Source organism: Botryobacter ruber, from assembly GCF_003347595.2.
Taxonomy (GTDB): domain Bacteria; phylum Bacteroidota; class Bacteroidia; order Cytophagales; family Hymenobacteraceae; genus Pontibacter; species Pontibacter ruber_A.
Genome location: NZ_QCZK02000024.1, coordinates 480,657 through 498,992 on the forward strand (window position 1 = coordinate 480,657; position 18,336 = coordinate 498,992).

The following is an 18,336-nucleotide window of genomic DNA, read 5'->3' on the forward strand; positions in this document are numbered from 1 at the left end:
CTCCGGCACACCCTTTCTCTTTATTGAAAGCCTTTTTCCTTTGCAGGGGGCTGTTATTCTGATACGACAACGCTCCTAATTACCGTATCACCCGCGTTCCCGACCGTTCTGCCAGCAGGGCAATCATCTCCAGGTTTACCGGCTTCAGGTAAGCGGTGTTGATGGAGGTCTGGTCGGTAAAGGAAATGAGGTACTCCCCTTCTTTGCCCAGGTAGCGGATCTCTTTGATAGCCTCCAGGCGGTAGGTGCTTTCCTGCTGCAGCAGGTTGGTTATTGTTAGCTCCTTTGCCGATACCACCACATGCCAGCGGAGCGCAAACCAGGCAGCAACACAGGACAGCACGAGCATGATAACCAGCAGCACGTAATACGCCCGTACGGAGTTGGCGCCTTCCTGCTGGCGCATGTAGGTTTTATACAGGTCGTACTCCTGGCCAAGCAGGCTCTTTTGTGCAGCACGCAGAGGCAATGTGGCCAGCGTAAGCCCCAGCAGCAGCCCCGGTGCAAACATGGCCCTGAAATTAGGGGTGAGCACGTACAGGTGCTCCCGCGACATATGGATGATGCTCGAAAGCAGCGCCAGTCCACCAGTGCAGATCACGGCCAGGATACAGGCAAAAATGTAGTAGAAAAACGTAAGCTTACGGTCCTGTTTCTGTGCGTAAGCCACTTCATCGGGGCTCAGCGCCGGTACGTTTCCGGCAGGCGACATCCTGCGAAGAGCGTACCGAACTACGGGTAACAGCACTGCTACCACCACAAAGCTGATCAGCAGGCTTTTCAAAATATCAAACATAGGCAAAAATTAATGCTGCAAAGGTAATACAGTATTGGCAGTTTTACCCCGTTGCGGCAGCGAATGCAGCAGGTGCTGCGCTGAAATACAACTAATGCAGCAGGAGCAGTGGCTATGGTGGCAACTGCAGCAGAACAAAATGCACCGGAAAAGCTGCCAAAATAGTTACAGTACCAGCCACTGTTTTACCTGTAGCCTGTTTTGATTTGCTGCAGCTGCCACCACAGCCACTGCGCCTGCTGCTTTGATTAAGTTTTTGTAAGCAGACTATAACTGAAGCGTTTAAGAGTATACTGCAGCTGCCACCATTGCTGCTGCTAAAACAATCCGGGCAGTTTTTCGTTTTGATAAAGCTGTTAGTATCTGAAACCGGAGCGGCTTGGGTTTTAGCAGTTTTTTTATATATTTGAACCTGGACCTTGTTTGGATTATAATTTGTTAGTGTTTTCTGCAGGAACCTGCGATAGCTTTTTTTACGTTCGTTCCATTGTGCTTCGGCAGTCGCTGGGCCTGCTTCAGAAAAAAAATTAAAACGGGTTTGAAGGTATTCCTGAAGAAATTATCGGCAGCCTCACTTTTCCTGTTGCTGAAACAGCGGAAAGCTTACCCGATTTGCCATAACAGATAACGCATGAAACTTGCCAGACTGGCTTCCTTTGTAAGAGATTACCTTCTTGCGGTCGCATCTTTTTTCCTTATTTTCCTGCTAACGCTGATCGTGTTTACCGAAACAAAGCGCAAGGCAGAAGAAAGGAACGAAAAAGTGTTTGAGCTGAAGGCCATGCAGGCTACCAGGTCTATTGAACTCCGCATGCGCGACTACCTGCAAATCCTGATCGGGGCAAAAGGCTTGTTTATTGCCTCAGACACCGTGGAGCGGGAGGCCTGGCAGCGGTACTATAAAAACCTGAATCTGGAGAAAAGATATCCGGGCATACAGGGCATTGGCTATGCTGTTTTTATCAAATCAGAAGATTTAAAGAAACACGAAAACCTCGTCCGGCGCAAAGGCTTTCCCGATTACCGGGTATGGCCGGAAGGTAAACGCGATGTTTACACTTCCATCATTTACCTGGAGCCCTTCACAGGCCGGAACCTGCGTGCTTTCGGGTACGACATGTTCAGCGAACCTATCCGGAAGTCGGCCATGCAGATTGCCCGCGATACCAGGCAGGCTACCATGAGCAGCAAAGTCCGGCTGGTGCAGGAAACAGGGCAGGATGAGCAGAACGGTTTCCTGATGTACCTGCCCATCTACCAGAACGGCTCCGAACCGGTTTCTATCCAGGACCGGCAGCAGCAAATCAAAGGCTTTGTGTACAGCCCTTTCCGGGCAAAAGACCTGATGGAAGCCATTCTCGGCGATAATTTTAACGACATCGATATTGAAGTTTACGATGGCGCCACTCCATCCGCAGAATCCGTGCTGTTCAGCACCGATTCCACATTATATTACGGGCGCACCAGGGTCAGGCCATTCCAGAAGTTAAGTACCATCAACATCGGGAACCACACCTGGCGCATCTTAAGCTCTGCCAATCCCCTGTTTTTCCGGTCAGCCGACAATGCCCTGCCTTACTTTATCCTGGCAGGCGGTACCATCATGAGTTTCCTGATGTTCTTTATCATCTGGTCGCTCTCCAACTCCAGGCGCTCCAACAAAATAAAACAAAGCATAACCGACAATGCCACCGCAGCGCTGTTTATGATGGATACCGACGGCTACTGCACCTTTATGAACCCGGCGGCAGAGGAAATGACGGGCTATACCTTCGAGGAAATATCGCAGAAGCCGCTGCACGATATGATCCACCACACCCACCCGGACGGTACACCTTACCCGCGCAGCGAATGCCCGATTACCAAAGCGCTGCCTACCTACACCACCCTTCGCGCGCACGAAGATGTGTTTATCCGGAAAGATGGCTCCTTCTTCCAGGTTACCTGTGCGGCCCGCCCCATCATTGTACATGGGCTGCCAAACGCTACCATACTCGAAGTGCGCGATATTACCGACGAAAAGCGGGCCCAGCAGGCCATTATCGAGAGCGAAGCCCGTTTCCGGACCATGGCCGACAATGCGCCTGTTATGATCTGGGTGGCCGATGCCTGGGGCCAGTGCCTGTATGTAAACAAGCAATGGATTGATTTTACGGGGCAGCCGTTCGAGAAAAGCATCAACTTTGGCTGGCACCAGGCCATAGAACCGGCAGATATGGCTGCTTTTGATTCCGTTTACAAAAAAGCGGCCACCGAGGCTTCCTCTTTTAAAACAGAGCTTCGCATTCTGCGCCACGACGGGCAATCGCGCTGGGTTATCTGTACCGGAACGCCTCGCTTTGGCGCCAACAACGAGTTTTTAGGCCACATCGGTTCTATCATCGATATATCAGAGATAAAAGAAGCTGAACGCAAGGTAAAACAGAACGCAGACCTGATCCAAAAGCTGTTCCTGGAGGTGCCGGCGCTAGTCGGGCTGGTACGGGCGCCGGACCAGCAGTATGTACTGGCAAACCCATCGTACCGGAAGCTTTACGGCAACAGGCAGCTGGTAGGCAAAACCGTACAGGAAGCACACCCCGGCTCGGAAGGGCGCGACTTTATAGAGCGGCTGAATACGGTTTTCTCCTCCGGGAAGTCTTTTGTAGGCAAAGAAGTGCCGGCCGTTATCGACCGGGAGAACAATGGCGTATTGCAGCCCTGCTACTTTAATTTGGTGTACCAGCCGCTTGTGGATGGCAATGGCAGCGTAGAAGCGGTGCTGGTGTTTGCGGTGGAGGTGACAGAACTTGTGGATGCCCGTAAAAAGCTGGTTTTTACCAACGAGAAGCTTAGCCAGAAGAACGACGAGCTGCTGCGCATAAACGACGACCTCGACAGCTTTGTGTATACCGCCTCCCATGACCTGAAGTCGCCTATTGCCAACATGGAAGGGCTTGTGACACTGCTACGCGATATCCTGAACGGCAAACTGAACGAGGAAGATGCGCAGCTGCTGGATATGGTGGCTTCGTCTATCAACAAACTCAAGCAGACCATTGCCGACCTGACCGAGATCACCAAAGTGCAGAAGGACCTGCAGTCTTCCCTGGAGCCACTCTCCTTTTACGAGGTGTTGGAAAATGTAACAGGAGATATTAACGCCCTGCTCCAGGAAACGGAAGCGACTGTTACAACCGATTTTGAGGTACCGGGCATTATGTATGCCCGCAAGAACCTCCGCAGCATCATCTATAACCTGGTGTCGAACGGCATAAAGTACCGCTCCCCTGACAGAACGCCGCAGGTACACATCAGAACCTTTAAGCAAAATGATTATGTGGTGCTGCAGGTAAAGGATAACGGCCTGGGAATAAAAGACGAGCAGTTACACAAACTGTTTGCCATGTTCAGGCGCCTCCACACGCACGTAGAAGGTACGGGCATCGGCTTGTACATCGTGAAACGCATCATTGAGAATAACGGCGGCCGCATTGAGGTAACAAGCAAGCTGGGTGAGGGTACTACCTTTACGGTGTACTTTAAGCAGGAGCCCATTGCTGTGGCTACCAGTGTGTAGGGGCACTGCTAGGAATACTGTTGGGTTTCCTGATGTCCTTCCCTTAGAGGGTGAAGCCGGTCGTTACCTGGAAGCCTGAGAAAAAAACGGTGCTGCTGTACTGGAAATCCAGCAGCAGACGGTTACGGCTTGTGATATTGTAGTACAAGCCCGCACCTCCCACAAAACCATTTGACCAGTTTCTAACGCCCTCTGTTATTGTTTTCGAGTTTCTGGTAGCATCGTCTTCAGCGTATTTTATTTCGTGCACGATTACCGGATCAAACAAATGCGTAAAGCTAAGCCCTGCATTCAGGTATGGCTGTGTTTTAAGCAGCCGGGGAAGCTTGAACTGGAGGAGAAAGGGCATTTGTATCGCATTTGCTTTAAAATCGAAGGAGCGCGTATATCTTGATTCCTGTACCGTATGACTGCTTTTATACTGCTTATACAGCAGTTCTGCCTGGAGCATCAGGTTGCTGCCCGGTTCAGAAATATTAAGAAATACACCTGCTGCCAGGCCGGGTGCCAGAGGAACTTTGTTGTTAAAATGCTTTTGAAAAAAGGTGTAGTAGTTCTTGTAAATAATATTGCCAAAGTGGCTGCCGATTTGCACCCCAACCAGGTAATTAATTTTTGTTGGTCTGAACAGTATTTCTGAATGCTCATCTGGATGACTGCAGGTGTTGTAGGCATGGATGGTGTTGCTAAGATGTCCGCCTGAATATTTGTTCTTCCGGGAATTGCTGCTGTTGCTTTCCATTTCGGGGCAGTCGGAAAGCATGTAGTTTAGCTCCGCCAGGTTGTGGCGTTTCTGTAACTGTACAACCTGCTCCCCGGGCCGCTGCACATAAAATTCGCCTGCACTGCTCAGGTTATCGGCAGCATAGAGCCGTGTAGGTCCGTTTACCAGTACTTTTAAGAATACCGGTTGCTCCTCCGCCTTTACCTCCCGGGCTACAAACAGCAGGCTGTCGCCAATGCCATAGGCTTTGATTTGAGCAGGACTATAGCTGGTAAAGCTGTTTTCGCCGACAGGTTTAAAGCGAATACTTCGCAGCCGTTTTTTCTCCTTCTGTAGTTTCAGTTCGCCCTGTACGGTGTCGTTGGCTGTTGTTACAAGGTAGGCCGCTACATTTTTATGTTGCGCATAACCGGAAAAAGCTGTCAGGAGAGCAGGCAGAAAAAAGAAGGCAATCTTAAACTGAATGGACATGAAAAAGTGTGGTAACAGAATTTAATGCAATTTAGGGATGTAATTTTCTTGATAAAAATAAAAGGTTAACTGCAGCTGCTAAAGCGTTATTCCGGTGGTAAGTTGAAGTCCGGAGAATGTAAACCTGCGAGGTCCGGGGCTGCCGATCGGGTCCCGTTGGTATGTCCGCACATAATCGGTGTTATATCGGATATCCAGTGCTAGCCGATTCTTACTTGTAAGACTGCGCTGAATTCCTGCTCCTATAGCGTAGCCAAAACTAAAATGTGAAATATCTTCCGTTCTGTTATCAACGGAACTGCTGGTATATCTTATTCCATATTTAAAGTTAGAGTTAAAAGTGTAGCTGAAGACAGGACCGGCAATAAAGTAAGGTTGCGCATACTGCTTTCCAGGCAGTTTGTACTGCAATAGCAGCGGTAACTGCAGCATGTTTGTTTTAAAATTGACAACACGGGTATATGGTACTCCACTTACTCCACCTTCCTCAGCCGTATAATCTTTTGCGTAACGCTTAAAGAGCAACTCTGCCTGTAGCGCAAATGGCTTGTGTGCTTTAAAAATATTTACAAAGGCACCTCCTGTCACACCTGGAGCAAGAAAAAACTGTTCTTTAACTTCTCCTCGCGTAAAACCCTGATTTGCCATGTATTCCATACGGCTGAACTGGGTTCCTACTCGCAGGCCGAACCGTAAAAGAGGTCCATCCTTAAAAAGAAATCTTTGAGAAGGTTCTTGAGGATACCGGCAGGCATTATAGGCATGTACAGCAGAAGAAAGTTTTTCATCTGTAAATTTCAGTTTCTTGGCACTCTTATTATCTACCTTAAATTCAGGGCACTCAGAAAGCAGTAAATTTAGCTCTCCCAGGAAAACTTTTTTCCGTAACTGATGTGGTTTTTCTCCAGGCTTCTGGACCAGGTAAGTATCTCCGTTGCTGAGGTCATCAGTTGCATATAAGTTAACAGGCCCTTTCACCAGCACTTTCATAAATACAGTTTGCTGCAAATCATCTTCCTTTACCTCCTGCGAAACATACTGAATGCTGTCTCTGATGCCATACGCTTTAATTTGGGCCGCACCATAACTGGTAAAACCGCTTTCGCCTGCAGGTTGAAAGCTGATGCCGCGCAGGCGGTGTTTTTCTTTCTGCTGCTCCAGGAGGCCCTGTATCGTATCGTTGGTAGCCGTTACAATGTAAGCATCAATTGTTTTCGTCTGCGCATAACCGGCAGCGGCTGTTAGAATAAGGAACAAAGCGAAGAGGGTAATCTTGAGCCTAAATGACATAAGTAGGAGGTGTTGAACAATTCATCAGCAAGATAGGACTGGGGACGGAAATAAAAAATTATAAAGAGAGTTCCTGCTCCGAAAGCGGGAGTTTCTGCTCAAATTTTTGTATTTTTAATACTTGTTTAACATCGAATGGCTAAAATAAAAACATCCTATTTCTGTCAGAACTGCGGCGCCCAGTCGGCTAAGTGGATTGGCAGGTGCCCCGCCTGTGGCGAGTGGAATACGTACGTGGAGGAGGTAGTACAGCGCGAGGAGGTAACACCTACCACCGCCTGGAAAGTAGGGAGCACCTCCACACAGGTAGCCTCCAAACCCAAACCCATTGCCGATATAAGTTTCCAGGAGCAGCACCGTGTCCAGACGCGGGACCAGGAGCTGAACCGCGTACTGGGCGGCGGCATAGTACCGGGTTCTATGGTATTGATAGGCGGTGAGCCGGGCATTGGAAAATCTACCCTGATGCTGCAGATCGCGCTGAGCCTGCAGGGGCTGCGGGTGCTGTACGTGAGCGGCGAGGAAAGCGAACAGCAGATAAAGATGCGGGCCGAACGCCTGCAGGCCCAGACCTCCGACTGCTTTATCCTGACCGAAACCGGTACCCAAAACATCTTCAAACAGATTGAGCTCCTGCGACCACAGGTGCTGATCGTAGACTCCATCCAGACGCTACACTCTTCTTTTATAGAGGCCGGGGCAGGCAGTGTAAGCCAGGTGCGGGAGTGTACGGCCGAGCTGCTGAAGTTTGCTAAGGAGAGCGGCACACCAGTTTTCCTGATCGGGCACATCACCAAAGAAGGTAACCTGGCAGGCCCCAAGATACTGGAGCACATGGTAGACACGGTGCTGCAGTTCGAAGGCGACCGCCACATGACCTACCGCATTCTGCGCACCACCAAAAACCGCTTCGGCTCCACTTCCGAACTGGGCATTTACGAAATGCTGGGCTCCGGCCTGCGCGAAGTCAGCAACCCTTCCGAAATCCTGATCTCGCAGCGCGAAGATGCCTTCAGCGGCATTGCCATTGGCGCTACTTTAGAAGGAAACCGCCCGCTGCTCATCGAAGTGCAGAGCCTCGTAAGTCCTGCCACCTACGGCACGCCCCAGCGCACCAGCACCGGCTTCGATGCCAAGCGCCTGAACATGCTGCTGGCCGTGCTCGAGAAAAGAGGCGGCTACAGGCTGGGCAGCCAGGATGTGTTCCTCAACATTGCAGGCGGCTTAAAAGTAGAAGACCCGGCGCTCGACCTGGCGGTGTGCGCTTCCATCCTTTCGTCGTTCGAAGACCTGGCTGTACCGTCCACCACAGCCTTTGCTGCCGAAGTGGGGCTGGGAGGCGAGATACGGGCCGTAAACCGGGTGGAGAACCGCATTTCCGAAGCCGAGAAGCTGGGTTTCCAGGATATCTACATCTCCAAATACAACAAAAAAGGCGTAGACCTGAGCAAGTTCTCCATCAGGATCCATGCCTTCGGAAGGTTAGAGGAAGTTTTTGGGGAGTTGTTTGGATAATAGGATTATTTATAGCTGTTAAATTAAGTATCTCAGGAAGTATTAAATAATTAAGGAATAATGAATTAATTTATTGCGGTGTGTTGTTCAGGGAAATATCTTGGTAAAGGGCATAGTTAGCCTGTTGCCTCTGGTGTTCTTTAGATTAGTATTTTTATCATTTAACCCATATCTATTACTGAAGCTGAACTTCTACCCTTAGTACATGAAAAGAGTTTCGTTATTCCTGCTGTTGGCGCTCCTGCTGACAACCAATGGCCTGCTGGCCCAGTCCAAAGTGGTTATTACCGGCAAAGTTACCAAGCCTCTATCCGAGTATGTAACTGTTGTAACCTATCCATCGCCTTTTGTGCCCGAAGAGGTAGAGAACGAGGTAGAACTGCAGGGCGAGCAGTTCAGGCTGGAAATACCGGTCAGCAAAGCCATGGTGGCAGAACTGGTGCACGGCGACGAAGTGGTGCCGGTGTACCTGGAGCCAGGCTTTGAGCTAAACCTGTCTTTTAACGGCGGCAAATTCCTGAAAACCATCAAATACGAAGGCAAAGGCGCCAACGAAAACAACTACCTGGCGCAGTCGGTACGCAGGTTCAGCGAGATTGAAGAATACCAGGTGCTGCCCGATAACGTTAAACTGCGGGAAGGTGAGTTTATCGAGTTCCTGGATTACCGCAAAAATGACCAGGAGAATTTTTTAGAAAAATTCACGGCAAAAGCTCCTGTGTCGGCTACCTTTAAAAGCTTTGCGCAGGCAGAAATAGATTTTGCCTACGCCGACGACCGCATCACGTATTTCGACATCCGGGAGCAGGTGATACGAACAGAAGGCAGGTTAACACCCTCTCCTTCCTATTTCAAGTACCTCGAAACACTGGATATGCAGCGCCAGACCAACCTGCTGAGCCCGGCCTTTACCAGCTTCCTCCGCAATTACACCACCTATTACACAAAGGCAGCAGGCATACAGGAAACAAACAAAGAGTATTACATAACAGGTTATAACCAGGCTAAGAAAAAGCTCACCGCAGAAGTACAGGCGCTGGCCCTTGCCCAGGTACTGAGACAGTCGCTGCAGAAGGGGCACCTGAAATACTCTGAAGAAATGCTCCGCGATTTTCTGGCAATAAACAAACATCCAGAGGCGGCAGACTACCTGCAGAAACTGTACGATAAAAATAAAGACTTTGCCATAGGCAGCCCTGCCCCTAACTTTAAACTGACCAATGCAAACGGAGATACTGTTGCTTTAAGCGACTTTAAAGGCAAAGTTATTTACTTAAGCTTCTGGCGCTCAGACTGCGGCCTTTGCCTGATAGACCTGCCGCACCTGCAGGACCTTACCTCCAGGCTGGAGAATGAAAGTCTTGTGTTCCTGAACGTAAGTATGGATGAAGACGCAGCAGCATGGCGTAATGCTGTGGCAAAAAAGCGGCTGCAGGGCGTACAGCTTCACATGAAAGAAATGGATGCCGATCTGGTAAAACGGTATGAACTAAAGAATGTGCCGGCTTATTTTCTGATAGATGAAGAAGGCAACCTGATTACAGCCAAACCGCGCCGCCCCAACGACCGGGAAGTAGAGAAAGATTTGCAGCGCCTGACGGAAAATATACAGGCATCTGCCCGCTGATAAAATTTACAGTAGTAACATAAGAACCACCTGGTGCTGTTTTGTGCCAGGTGGTTCTTTGTTTTACAGCGGGTCTGCCGGCTAACATACCGGAGTTTAATAACCGTTTTTTTGATCTCTGCGTAATTAAATTCCTACCCCCTTCTTATGTTAATAAGAAGTTTTATTGCCGTTCATTTTTTTAATGAAACTCTACTTAACACTATAAAATTATGGCATTGATCAAACAAAAAGACATTGAGAAGCTGATTAATGTACAAAGTAACACAAACACTTTGTGCATTTCTATCTACCTGCCCACTCACCGTGCCGGTAAAGAGACACTGAATGGTATGGATAGCATCGCGTTCAAAAACCAGATACGCGAAACCAGGGAGCTTTTGGAAAAACATGATCTGTCGGAGGCTGAAATAGCTGCTTATCTGAAGCCGGCCGAAGACTTACTGAATGACAATAACTTCTGGCGCCACCAGGGCGAGGGTCTGGCAGTGTTTATCACCAAAGGCTTCTCTACATACTACACCCTCCCAATCACGATGCCAACCATGGTGTATGTGCTGGATCATTTCTACTTTACACCCATATTGCCGCTTCTCAGCCAGAATGGCCGTTACTTTATTCTTTGGCTGTACCGCGAAAAGGTCTGCTTCTACGAGGCTACCATCGATAAAATCCGGCAGATTGACATTAGTTCGATCGTGCCCGAAACCATGAACAAAGCGCTTAAGTTTGATGTCAAGGGTCATGACCAGGACTTCACGCATTCCAATACTACGGTAAACGGTACTAACATTGTACACGGGCCGGGCGCATCCAAAAGCGACGAGGAGTATGAGCGGGTAAGAGAGTTTATGCTGGAAATAGATAACAGCATGCAGCAGATACTGCACGATGCCACAGAGCCGCTGATCCTGGCCGGCGTTGACCACTACTGCAGTATTTACCGCAACATCAGCAAGTACAAAAATATTGTACCGAAAAACATCAACATGAACGAGGGGCAGGAAAACATAAACCTGCTGCACGAAAAAGCAGTGGCCATTATGAAACCACTCATGCAGCAAAGCCACTCCGATTCGCTGGACCGTTATCAGAATGTAGCAGGTACTGGTGTAACGTCTGAAAACATTGCCACCGTGGCGGCAGAAGCTGTTCATGGCCGTGTAGACACGTTGTTTATTGCGCCAAGCAACCCTGTATGGGGCACCTACGACGAAAAAAGCGCCACCGCGGTGGTGCATGACCAATACCAGCGCGGCGACCACGACCTGATAAACCTGGCAGCTATTAAAACCATCTCGCAGGGTGGTAAAGTGTTTGTGAGCGACTACAATGGCCTGTCAGAGGCTGGCGAAGGAGTCAGTGTGAAAGCGCTTTTCAGGTACTAACAGCAGCAGTGGCTTTGGTGCCGGCAGCAGTAATTATTTTGGGGCAGCCTGAACAGCTGCCCCTTTTTATGGTTTATAAGTTAAATGTGGTGATATTGCCATGTTTTAACTTTTTGCGCTATATTTCAGCAAATGAAGTTTCACCTGACAGATGCCTTTAATTTTCTTTCCAAGCTAACGCCGCTGCGTGTACTCAACGCCGCTCAGGTTACAGGAAGCTACGTGGTGTCGCGGTTAACAGGCAGGGCCTGGCACTGGGGCGTACCTCTTAGCATTTCGTTTGAACCTACTACCTCCTGCAACCTCCGTTGTCCCGAGTGTCCCAGCGGTCTGCGCTCCTTTACCCGCCCCACCGGCATGCTCGAGGATTCGCTTTTTAAAGCAACTATCGACCAGCTGCACCGGCAGTTGCTCTACCTTATTTTTTACTTCCAGGGCGAGCCCTACCTGCACAAGAACTTCCTGGAACTGGTACAGTATGCCTCCCGCAAAGGAATTTACACGGCGACTTCTACCAACGCGCATTACCTGAACGACGAAACCGCCCGGCAGACCGTAGAGTCCGGGCTGGACCGCCTGATCATTTCAATAGACGGCACCACCCAGGAAACCTATGCTGCTTACCGGGTAGGCGGAAAGCTGGAGAAGGTGCTGGAAGGAACGCGTAACGTAGTGAAGTGGAAAAAAAAGCTGAAATCGAAAACACCGCACCTCATGTTTCAGTTTTTAGTCGTACGTCCCAACGAGCACCAACTCGAAGACGTACAAAAGCTGGCAAAAGAGCTCGGTGTAGACGAAGTAGTGTTTAAAACAGCCCAGATCTACGATTACGAAAACGGCTCTTCGCTTATTCCCACCATCGATTATTATTCGAGGTACAGGAATAACGGCAACGGAACCTACTCCATCAAAAACAAGCTGCTGAACCACTGCTGGAAGATGTGGCACTCCTGCGTGATCACCTGGGATGGCTTAGTAGTGCCCTGCTGTTTTGATAAAGATGCCGAATACCGGCAGGGCGATCTGAAAAAAGAAACCTTCCGCAGCCTGTGGCGGGGCGCCAGGTACCGAAACTTCAGGCAGGCGTTAATTAAGTCGAGGTCGGAAATTGAAATGTGCCGTAACTGTACCGAAGGTACCCGGGTATGGGCCTAAACCGGCAGGCATTAAGATGATGAACATGTAAAAAACAAGCATTATGAATAATCTTGACAGAGCGCTGGAGCTCCTGCTCAGCAAGCTGGAGAATTGGGGGGTTTATATTGTACAGATGTTGCCCAACTTCTTTGTGGCCATTGTGCTGGTAATTGCTACCTTTTATGTAGCAGGGCTTATCCAGAAAGGGTTAGACAGCATTATCAGCCGGTTCTCCCAAAGCGCAGCAATCAATAACCTGATTTCTACAATACTATACCTGCTGCTGCTCCTGGTCGGGTTCTTCTTTGCCTTAAGCATTCTGCAGCTCGACAAGGTAGTAGTTTCGTTGCTGGCCGGTGTCGGTATCATTGGTTTGGCTCTCGGTTTTGCGTTTCAGGACATTGCGGCTAATTTTATTTCGGGGGTTATTATTGCCGTGCAAAGGCCTTTTAAAGTAGGCGACATGATCCAGACCAACGAGTACGACGGTGTGATCGAGCGTATTACGCTGCGCACCATCGATGTGCGGCAAACCACGGGCGAGCTGGTAAAGCTGCCCAACAAGCTGGTGTTTGAAAAGCCGGTAACCAACCTCTCCTACTACAACGCCCGGCGTGTAGACCTTCCGGTAGGCATATCCTACTCCGAAGACCTGGAACGGGTACAAGGCATTGTGAAAGAGGCGCTGGAAGATGTGAAGAACCGTATTAAGACACGAGAAGTGGAGGTGATGTACGATGAATTTGGCGATAGCTCCATCGTGTTTAAAGCACGCTTTTGGATTACCTATAAGCGGCAGGTTGATTATGTGGGCGCCAAAAGCGATGCTATCATCCGGATAAAGAAAGCGTTTGACCAGAATAACATCACGATTCCGTTCCCTATCCGGACACTGGAGTTTGGTGGAGAAGACGGCGAGAAACTGTCGGAGAAGCTGGAGGCCCTGCGGGCATCGGTAAAAGAAGGGAAGCAGAATTTAGAGTAACCGCAGAGTTAAGAATAATTGATAGGTTGAAATTAAAACAGAAAGGGCCGATTTGTTCGGCCCTTTCTGTTTACTTGTCTTTTTTATCAAGGTCTTTCCCTAAATCTTCTACTTGTTTCATAAAAGTATCGATGTTTTCATCGGCATAGGGACCATACGAATTGGAAATTGTTCCTTTTAACCCGTTAGTGGTTTCAAGCACATACAAAATAGACATGTCATCGGGATCGCTTTCACCTTCAAACCGGTAGAAGTCCACGATGCGCACCTGGTCCGGGCGGAAGTCTTCTTTTCCATCCATCGTAGTCAGGCGTCCGTCTTCCGTAACTTTGAAATCAAGGGTACAACCACCCTCTTTTTTGAGGCGGTTCAACACGTTAACGAGAGATCTTTCTTCAACTTTATCTTGCATAACATATAGATTTTTAGTGATATCATTTGCAGGTATAGACCTATACGCAAAAAAGAAGCAAGGATACAGTTTTAGAGCAGAAATTCTGCTGAAGGAGGTTGGGAAGTTAGAGAGTTAGAGAGTTTAGGAGTTTGAGAGGTAGAAAGGTAGAGAGGTGAAAGTTTTGTAGGGGTTGAAGATTTTCAACCCTGTAACAGAAAGGTAGTAAGGTTAAGGGTATGGCTGTAGAGACGCGGTGCCCGCGTCTCCTGCACGAACCACAGGCAAATCCAATCCTGTTATGCCTTAAATCTTCTTAATCGTGTTCAGACAACCCCAATCCTGAAAATCCTAAAATTCCGTAAATCCTGATTCAGACAACAGCAGTGGCTGTGGTGGCAGGAGCAGAAAGGCTTTTTATGGCGAAAGCCATCTTTGGTGATGAGTAGCTACTGTAACTACTGCATCTTCTTTTGCAGCTGCTTTTGCTCCAGGTCCTGCTGAATCTTTTTGAAGTCGATGGTAGAACAGGCGCTGCCACAGCCTTTGGCGCAGCCGCTGCCTTTGCTGCTGAAATTCCTGTACAGCAGGCGTGCCATGTAAGCCGCCGCCGCTATAAAAATGATAAAGATTATTATTTCCTGTATCATATCTCTTTAAAGTTTAAGAGTTTGGGAGTTAGAGAGTTAGAAAAGTAAAAAGGTAGAGAGGTTGGAGGTCTGGCTGTAGAGACGCGATGCCCGCGTCTCCTGCACGATCCGCAAACAAACCAAATCCTGAAAATCCATAAATCTGGCGAATCCAAATTCAGACAAAAAACCTTTCTGCTCCTGCCTCCATAGCCTCTCCTCTTCTGCCTGAATCAGGATTTACAGAATTTTAGGATTTTCAGGATTTGGTTTGTCTGAACACGATTAAGAAGATTTAAGGAATAACAGGATTAGGTTTGTCTGTGGTTAGTGCAGGAGACGCGGGCACCGCGTCTCTACAGCCATACCCCCAACCTTACTACCTTTCTGTTACAGGGTTGAAGATTTTCAACCCCTACAAAATCTACCTTTCTACCTCCTAAACTCTTAAACTCCCAAACTTCTAAACTTTCTAACTTCAATCTCCTCCCCAATAACGAATAACTAACAACCAATAACCAAAACAAGTTTAAGCTTTCTTCCAGAACTCCGAAATTGTTTCCATTACCTCCGAATGAATATGACCGTTGCTGGCGGCTATTTCGCCTCCGAACAGGTAATCGCCGTTGAGGTCGGTGAAGGTGGAGATTTTGCCGCCTGCCTCTTTAATCAAAAGTACACCGGCTGCTACGTCCCAGGGGTTCAGGTTGTACTCGAAGAAAGCTTCGAAACGGCCTGCTGCCACGTATGCCAGATCGATAGCGGCAGAACCGAGGCGGCGGAAGCCATGCGATTTTGCCAGGAACGACATCAGGATCTGCATGTATTGCTGCGTGAGGCCCTGCTCCCGGTACGGGAAGCCGGTCGCGATCAGCGCATCTTTCAGGGCAGGCGCTTCCGATACTCTTATAGGCTTGCCGTTCAGGTAGGCGCCACCGTCTTTCCAGGCATAAAAGCACTCGTCGCGCGACATGTCGTACACCACGCCGGCCACTACCTCGTTGTATTCCATCAGGCCAACGCTGATACAGAAAATAGGCAGGCCATGCGTAAAGTTGGTCGTGCCATCCACGGGGTCAATTACCCAGTTGTAGCGCTCCTGCTGTGTGCTGTCGGTGCCTTCTTCGGTTATGAAGCCAGCCTCAGGTAAGAGCTCGCGCAGCGCAGCCACCAGCTGTACTTCCGCCTCCTTGTCTACATACGACACCAGGTTGTTAAAACCTTTGAGTTCTATTCTGCCGCGGTCGAAGTTTTCGGCTTCGTACCGGATAAATTCACCTACTTTTCTGGCAACAGTATTCAGTTTCTGTGAAAGGTGCTCTAAATTCATAGTTCGATGTTTAATAGTTTAAGTAAAGCTTCCTGCTTCTGCGGCAGGAAAAATTAAGCAGGCTGCATGTTTTTGGGCCGCTTGCGGCGGATAGCGCCTTTTACCACTGTGCCGAGCAGCATGACCAGCGCCAGCGACTGCAGCGTATTGCCAATATACTCCCCGTTGCGGCTGTAAAAAGTTTGCTCCGTATTCGACAGGATGGTCTGGCGCAAAGCGGCAGGTACCCACCACCCGGAGCGGTCTGTAATTTCGCCTTTCTGATTGATAAAGCCGGAGATGCCGGTATTGGCAGAGCGGGCAATGCTGCGGCGGGTTTCGATGGCGCGCAGGGTGGCATATTGCAAATGCTGCCTGTAACCGGGCGAGTCGCTCCACCAGCCGTCGTTGGTAATCACAAAGATCAGGCTGGCTCCTTTGCGTACGTACCCCGACACATAATCGCCATACACCGATTCGTAGCAGATTACCGGAGCAGCGCCCATTTCTGCTTGCTGCTGATGGAAGAACACGTCGCGCTCCAGTTGGCTGCCCTGGCTGCCCACAGTGCCGCCCAAGTCTATGGCGAAAGGCCCCAGAAATTTAAAGAACTGCGGGTAAGGCAGCTTCTCGACACCAGGCACCAGTTTCGACTTATGGTAAAGGTCAACCTGGCCGTTGCTGTTGATGTGCATGCCGGTGTTAAAGGAGTCGTAGTAGCCGAAGCCTTCCATGTAACGGACGGTAGGGCTGGCGTCTTTCCGGTCGCCGTAGAAGGCATAGGTATCGATTCCGGTTACCAGCTCCAGCCCCGGGTGCTGCGCCAGAAAATCTTTGATCTCCTTGATGTACGGATACACATCGATCGTTTCTTCCCAATAGCCCTGGTCGATACGCAAAGCGGTTTCAGGCCACACCAGGAATTTAGTTTCCGGCGTTAGCTGCTGCTCCGACAGGGTAATGAGTCGTTGGAGCTGCTCCGGGTACGGAATAAAGTTGTCGTGGCCCGAGAATTTTTCGTGATACGGGTCGATGTTTGGCTGCACCACCACTACCTCCACAGGCTCGCCCTGCTGCTCGTACTTGGCCAGTATCAGGTAAGAGATAAGGATCGGAACAAGTAGGACAGCCGTTGGCAGCAGCAGTCTTTTCAGCTTCACCGGCTGGTACGGGTAATAGCGAATAGCCCGGTAGATCAGGATATTAACAGCCAGCACCCACACCGAACCTCCCAGGAAACCGGTGTACTCATACCACTGCACCCACTGGTTCAGGGTGGCAAAGCCATTGCCCAGCGTCAGCCAGGGCCACGAGAGGTCCCAGGTCAGGTGCAATTGCTCGAAGGCGATCCAGTAAGCAATAAGTGAAATGTAGCCGATGGTACGGCCGAAGTATTTCTTGGTGTAGAAAAAAGCCATCAGCGGCATGCTTTGCAGCAGCGCGTTCAGAACCACGGCCGCTATACCGCCGGGCAGCGTGGAGTGCATTACCCACCAGGTGGTAAACAGGTTCCAGAGCAGCAGCATCAGGTAGCTGTTCTTAAAGAACGTAAAGCCCGGTGCTTTGTGTTTGTTGCTCTGGCTGATGAGCTGCTCCATGTACAGCCACGGCACCCACCCGATAAACAGGAAGAACGCCAGCGGCTTCACGGGCCACCCTAGCCAAAGGAAAAAGGCACTGTTCAGCGCCAGAAACGGGTATATAAAACGGCTATTTAGCGCCTTGTACGACAATGACGAATTCACCTTTGATTGCTTTGGTAGTAAAAATTTGAATCAGCTCGTCTAAAGTACCGTTAATGGTTTCTTCAAACATCTTCGAGATTTCACGTGAAACAGAAGCCATGCGTTCGCCGCCAAAGTACTCTTTGAACTGCGTGAGCGTTTTGAGCAGGCGGTGTGGCGATTCGTAAAAAATCATGGTCCGTTCTTCGTTTGCCAGACTCAGCAGGCGCGTCTGGCGGCCCTTTTTCAGTGGCAGAAATCCTTCGAAGGTAAAACGGTCGGTACTGAAGCCCGATTTCACCAGCGCCGGCACAAAAGCAGTGGGCCCCGGAAGGCACTCCACTTTCAGGTTGTGGCGCAGGCACTCCCGGACCAACAAAAAACCGGGGTCAGAAATTCCAGGCGTACCCGCATCCGACACCAGCGCCATCACCTCCCCTGCCTGCATGCGCTCTACCAGGTGCGCAGACGCCTTGTGCTCGTTGTGCAGGTGGTGGCTGTGCATGCGCTTCTCGATGCCCAGGTGTTGCAGAAGCTTTCCGCTGGTGCGGGTGTCTTCCGCCAGAATCACGTCTACCTCCTTCAGCACCCGGATAGCCCGGAGTGTAATGTCCTCGAGGTTACCGATGGGCGTCGGCACTAAATACAAATTGGTTTTCTCAGGTTCCTGCATAAAGCAAAGTTACTAAGATTAAAGCTATCGCTTAGAAAAATGTCCTTTATCAAATAAACATTTCAACCACTCAAACTCCCGGGCCTGTAAAAGGGTTGAAGATTTACAACCTCTACAA

General features: G+C 49.6%; 14 protein-coding genes. 6 read left to right on the forward strand and 8 right to left on the reverse strand.

Annotated elements, in window-relative coordinates; genetic code table 11:
• Window positions 1-79: 79 nt before the first annotated feature.
• Window positions 80-796 carry a hypothetical protein gene (locus DCW36_RS07355; RefSeq protein ID WP_114777692.1) on the reverse strand — a complete coding sequence of 239 codons (717 nt, stop codon included), beginning with the start codon at window positions 794-796 and terminating at the stop codon, window positions 80-82.
• A 631-nt stretch (window positions 797-1,427) separates the two neighbouring features.
• On the opposite strand from DCW36_RS07355, the gene DCW36_RS07360 reads away from it, so the two are divergent.
• Window positions 1,428-4,355 (forward strand): CHASE domain-containing protein, encoded by a 2,928-nt coding sequence (locus DCW36_RS07360; RefSeq protein ID WP_114777693.1) that lies wholly within the window; start codon window positions 1,428-1,430, stop codon window positions 4,353-4,355.
• A 43-nt stretch (window positions 4,356-4,398) separates the two neighbouring features.
• Here the strand turns inward: DCW36_RS07360 and DCW36_RS07365 are convergent, their stop codons facing one another.
• Window positions 4,399-5,550, reverse strand: coding sequence for an outer membrane beta-barrel protein (locus tag DCW36_RS07365; RefSeq protein WP_114777694.1), 1,152 nt, complete (start codon window positions 5,548-5,550; stop codon window positions 4,399-4,401).
• 78 nt (window positions 5,551-5,628) lie between these two features.
• Window positions 5,629-6,558: a porin family protein gene (locus DCW36_RS07370; RefSeq protein ID WP_164891053.1), complete on the reverse strand. Its 930-nt coding sequence runs from the start codon at window positions 6,556-6,558 to the stop codon at window positions 5,629-5,631.
• A gap of 417 nt (window positions 6,559-6,975) precedes the next feature.
• Between DCW36_RS07370 and radA the strand changes: the two genes are divergently transcribed.
• From radA to DCW36_RS07395, 5 genes are all read left to right on the forward strand, one after another.
• Complete coding sequence (gene radA, locus DCW36_RS07375) at window positions 6,976-8,355, forward strand: DNA repair protein RadA (RefSeq protein ID WP_114777696.1); 1,380 nt, start codon at window positions 6,976-6,978, stop codon at window positions 8,353-8,355.
• A gap of 205 nt (window positions 8,356-8,560) precedes the next feature.
• Window positions 8,561-9,982, forward strand: a complete 1,422-nt coding sequence (locus DCW36_RS07380) for a TlpA family protein disulfide reductase (protein ID WP_114777697.1) — start codon at window positions 8,561-8,563, stop codon at window positions 9,980-9,982.
• A gap of 212 nt (window positions 9,983-10,194) precedes the next feature.
• Complete coding sequence (locus DCW36_RS07385) at window positions 10,195-11,370, forward strand: baeRF7 domain-containing protein (protein WP_114777698.1); 1,176 nt, start codon at window positions 10,195-10,197, stop codon at window positions 11,368-11,370.
• A 132-nt stretch (window positions 11,371-11,502) separates the two neighbouring features.
• Window positions 11,503-12,525, forward strand: coding sequence for an SPASM domain-containing protein (locus DCW36_RS07390; protein ID WP_114777699.1), 1,023 nt, complete (start codon window positions 11,503-11,505; stop codon window positions 12,523-12,525).
• A 43-nt stretch (window positions 12,526-12,568) separates the two neighbouring features.
• Window positions 12,569-13,492: a mechanosensitive ion channel family protein gene (locus tag DCW36_RS07395; RefSeq protein ID WP_114777700.1), complete on the forward strand. Its 924-nt coding sequence runs from the start codon at window positions 12,569-12,571 to the stop codon at window positions 13,490-13,492.
• Between the two features lie 70 nt (window positions 13,493-13,562).
• Here DCW36_RS07395 and DCW36_RS07400 read toward each other — a convergent pair whose 3' ends face one another.
• The 5 genes from DCW36_RS07400 to rsmI all read right to left on the reverse strand — a co-directional run bounded on the left by DCW36_RS07400 (window position 13,563) and on the right by rsmI (window position 18,218).
• On the reverse strand, window positions 13,563-13,868 hold the full coding sequence (locus DCW36_RS07400) for a hypothetical protein (RefSeq protein ID WP_240676087.1): 306 nt from the start codon (window positions 13,866-13,868) through the stop codon (window positions 13,563-13,565).
• 473 nt (window positions 13,869-14,341) lie between these two features.
• Window positions 14,342-14,533 (reverse strand): FeoB-associated Cys-rich membrane protein, encoded by a 192-nt coding sequence (locus DCW36_RS07405; protein ID WP_114777702.1) that lies wholly within the window; start codon window positions 14,531-14,533, stop codon window positions 14,342-14,344.
• Between the two features lie 508 nt (window positions 14,534-15,041).
• Window positions 15,042-15,842: an inositol monophosphatase family protein gene (locus DCW36_RS07410; RefSeq protein WP_114777703.1), complete on the reverse strand. Its 801-nt coding sequence runs from the start codon at window positions 15,840-15,842 to the stop codon at window positions 15,042-15,044.
• Between the two features lie 53 nt (window positions 15,843-15,895).
• Window positions 15,896-17,566, reverse strand: coding sequence for an apolipoprotein N-acyltransferase (lnt, locus tag DCW36_RS07415; RefSeq protein ID WP_240676088.1), 1,671 nt, complete (start codon window positions 17,564-17,566; stop codon window positions 15,896-15,898).
• A complete protein-coding gene (rsmI, locus tag DCW36_RS07420; protein WP_114777704.1) occupies window positions 17,532-18,218 on the reverse strand; it encodes a 16S rRNA (cytidine(1402)-2'-O)-methyltransferase in 687 nt (228 codons plus the stop codon). Before rsmI ends, lnt begins: the two co-directional genes overlap by 35 nt.
• Between the last annotated feature and the right edge of the window lie 118 nt (window positions 18,219-18,336).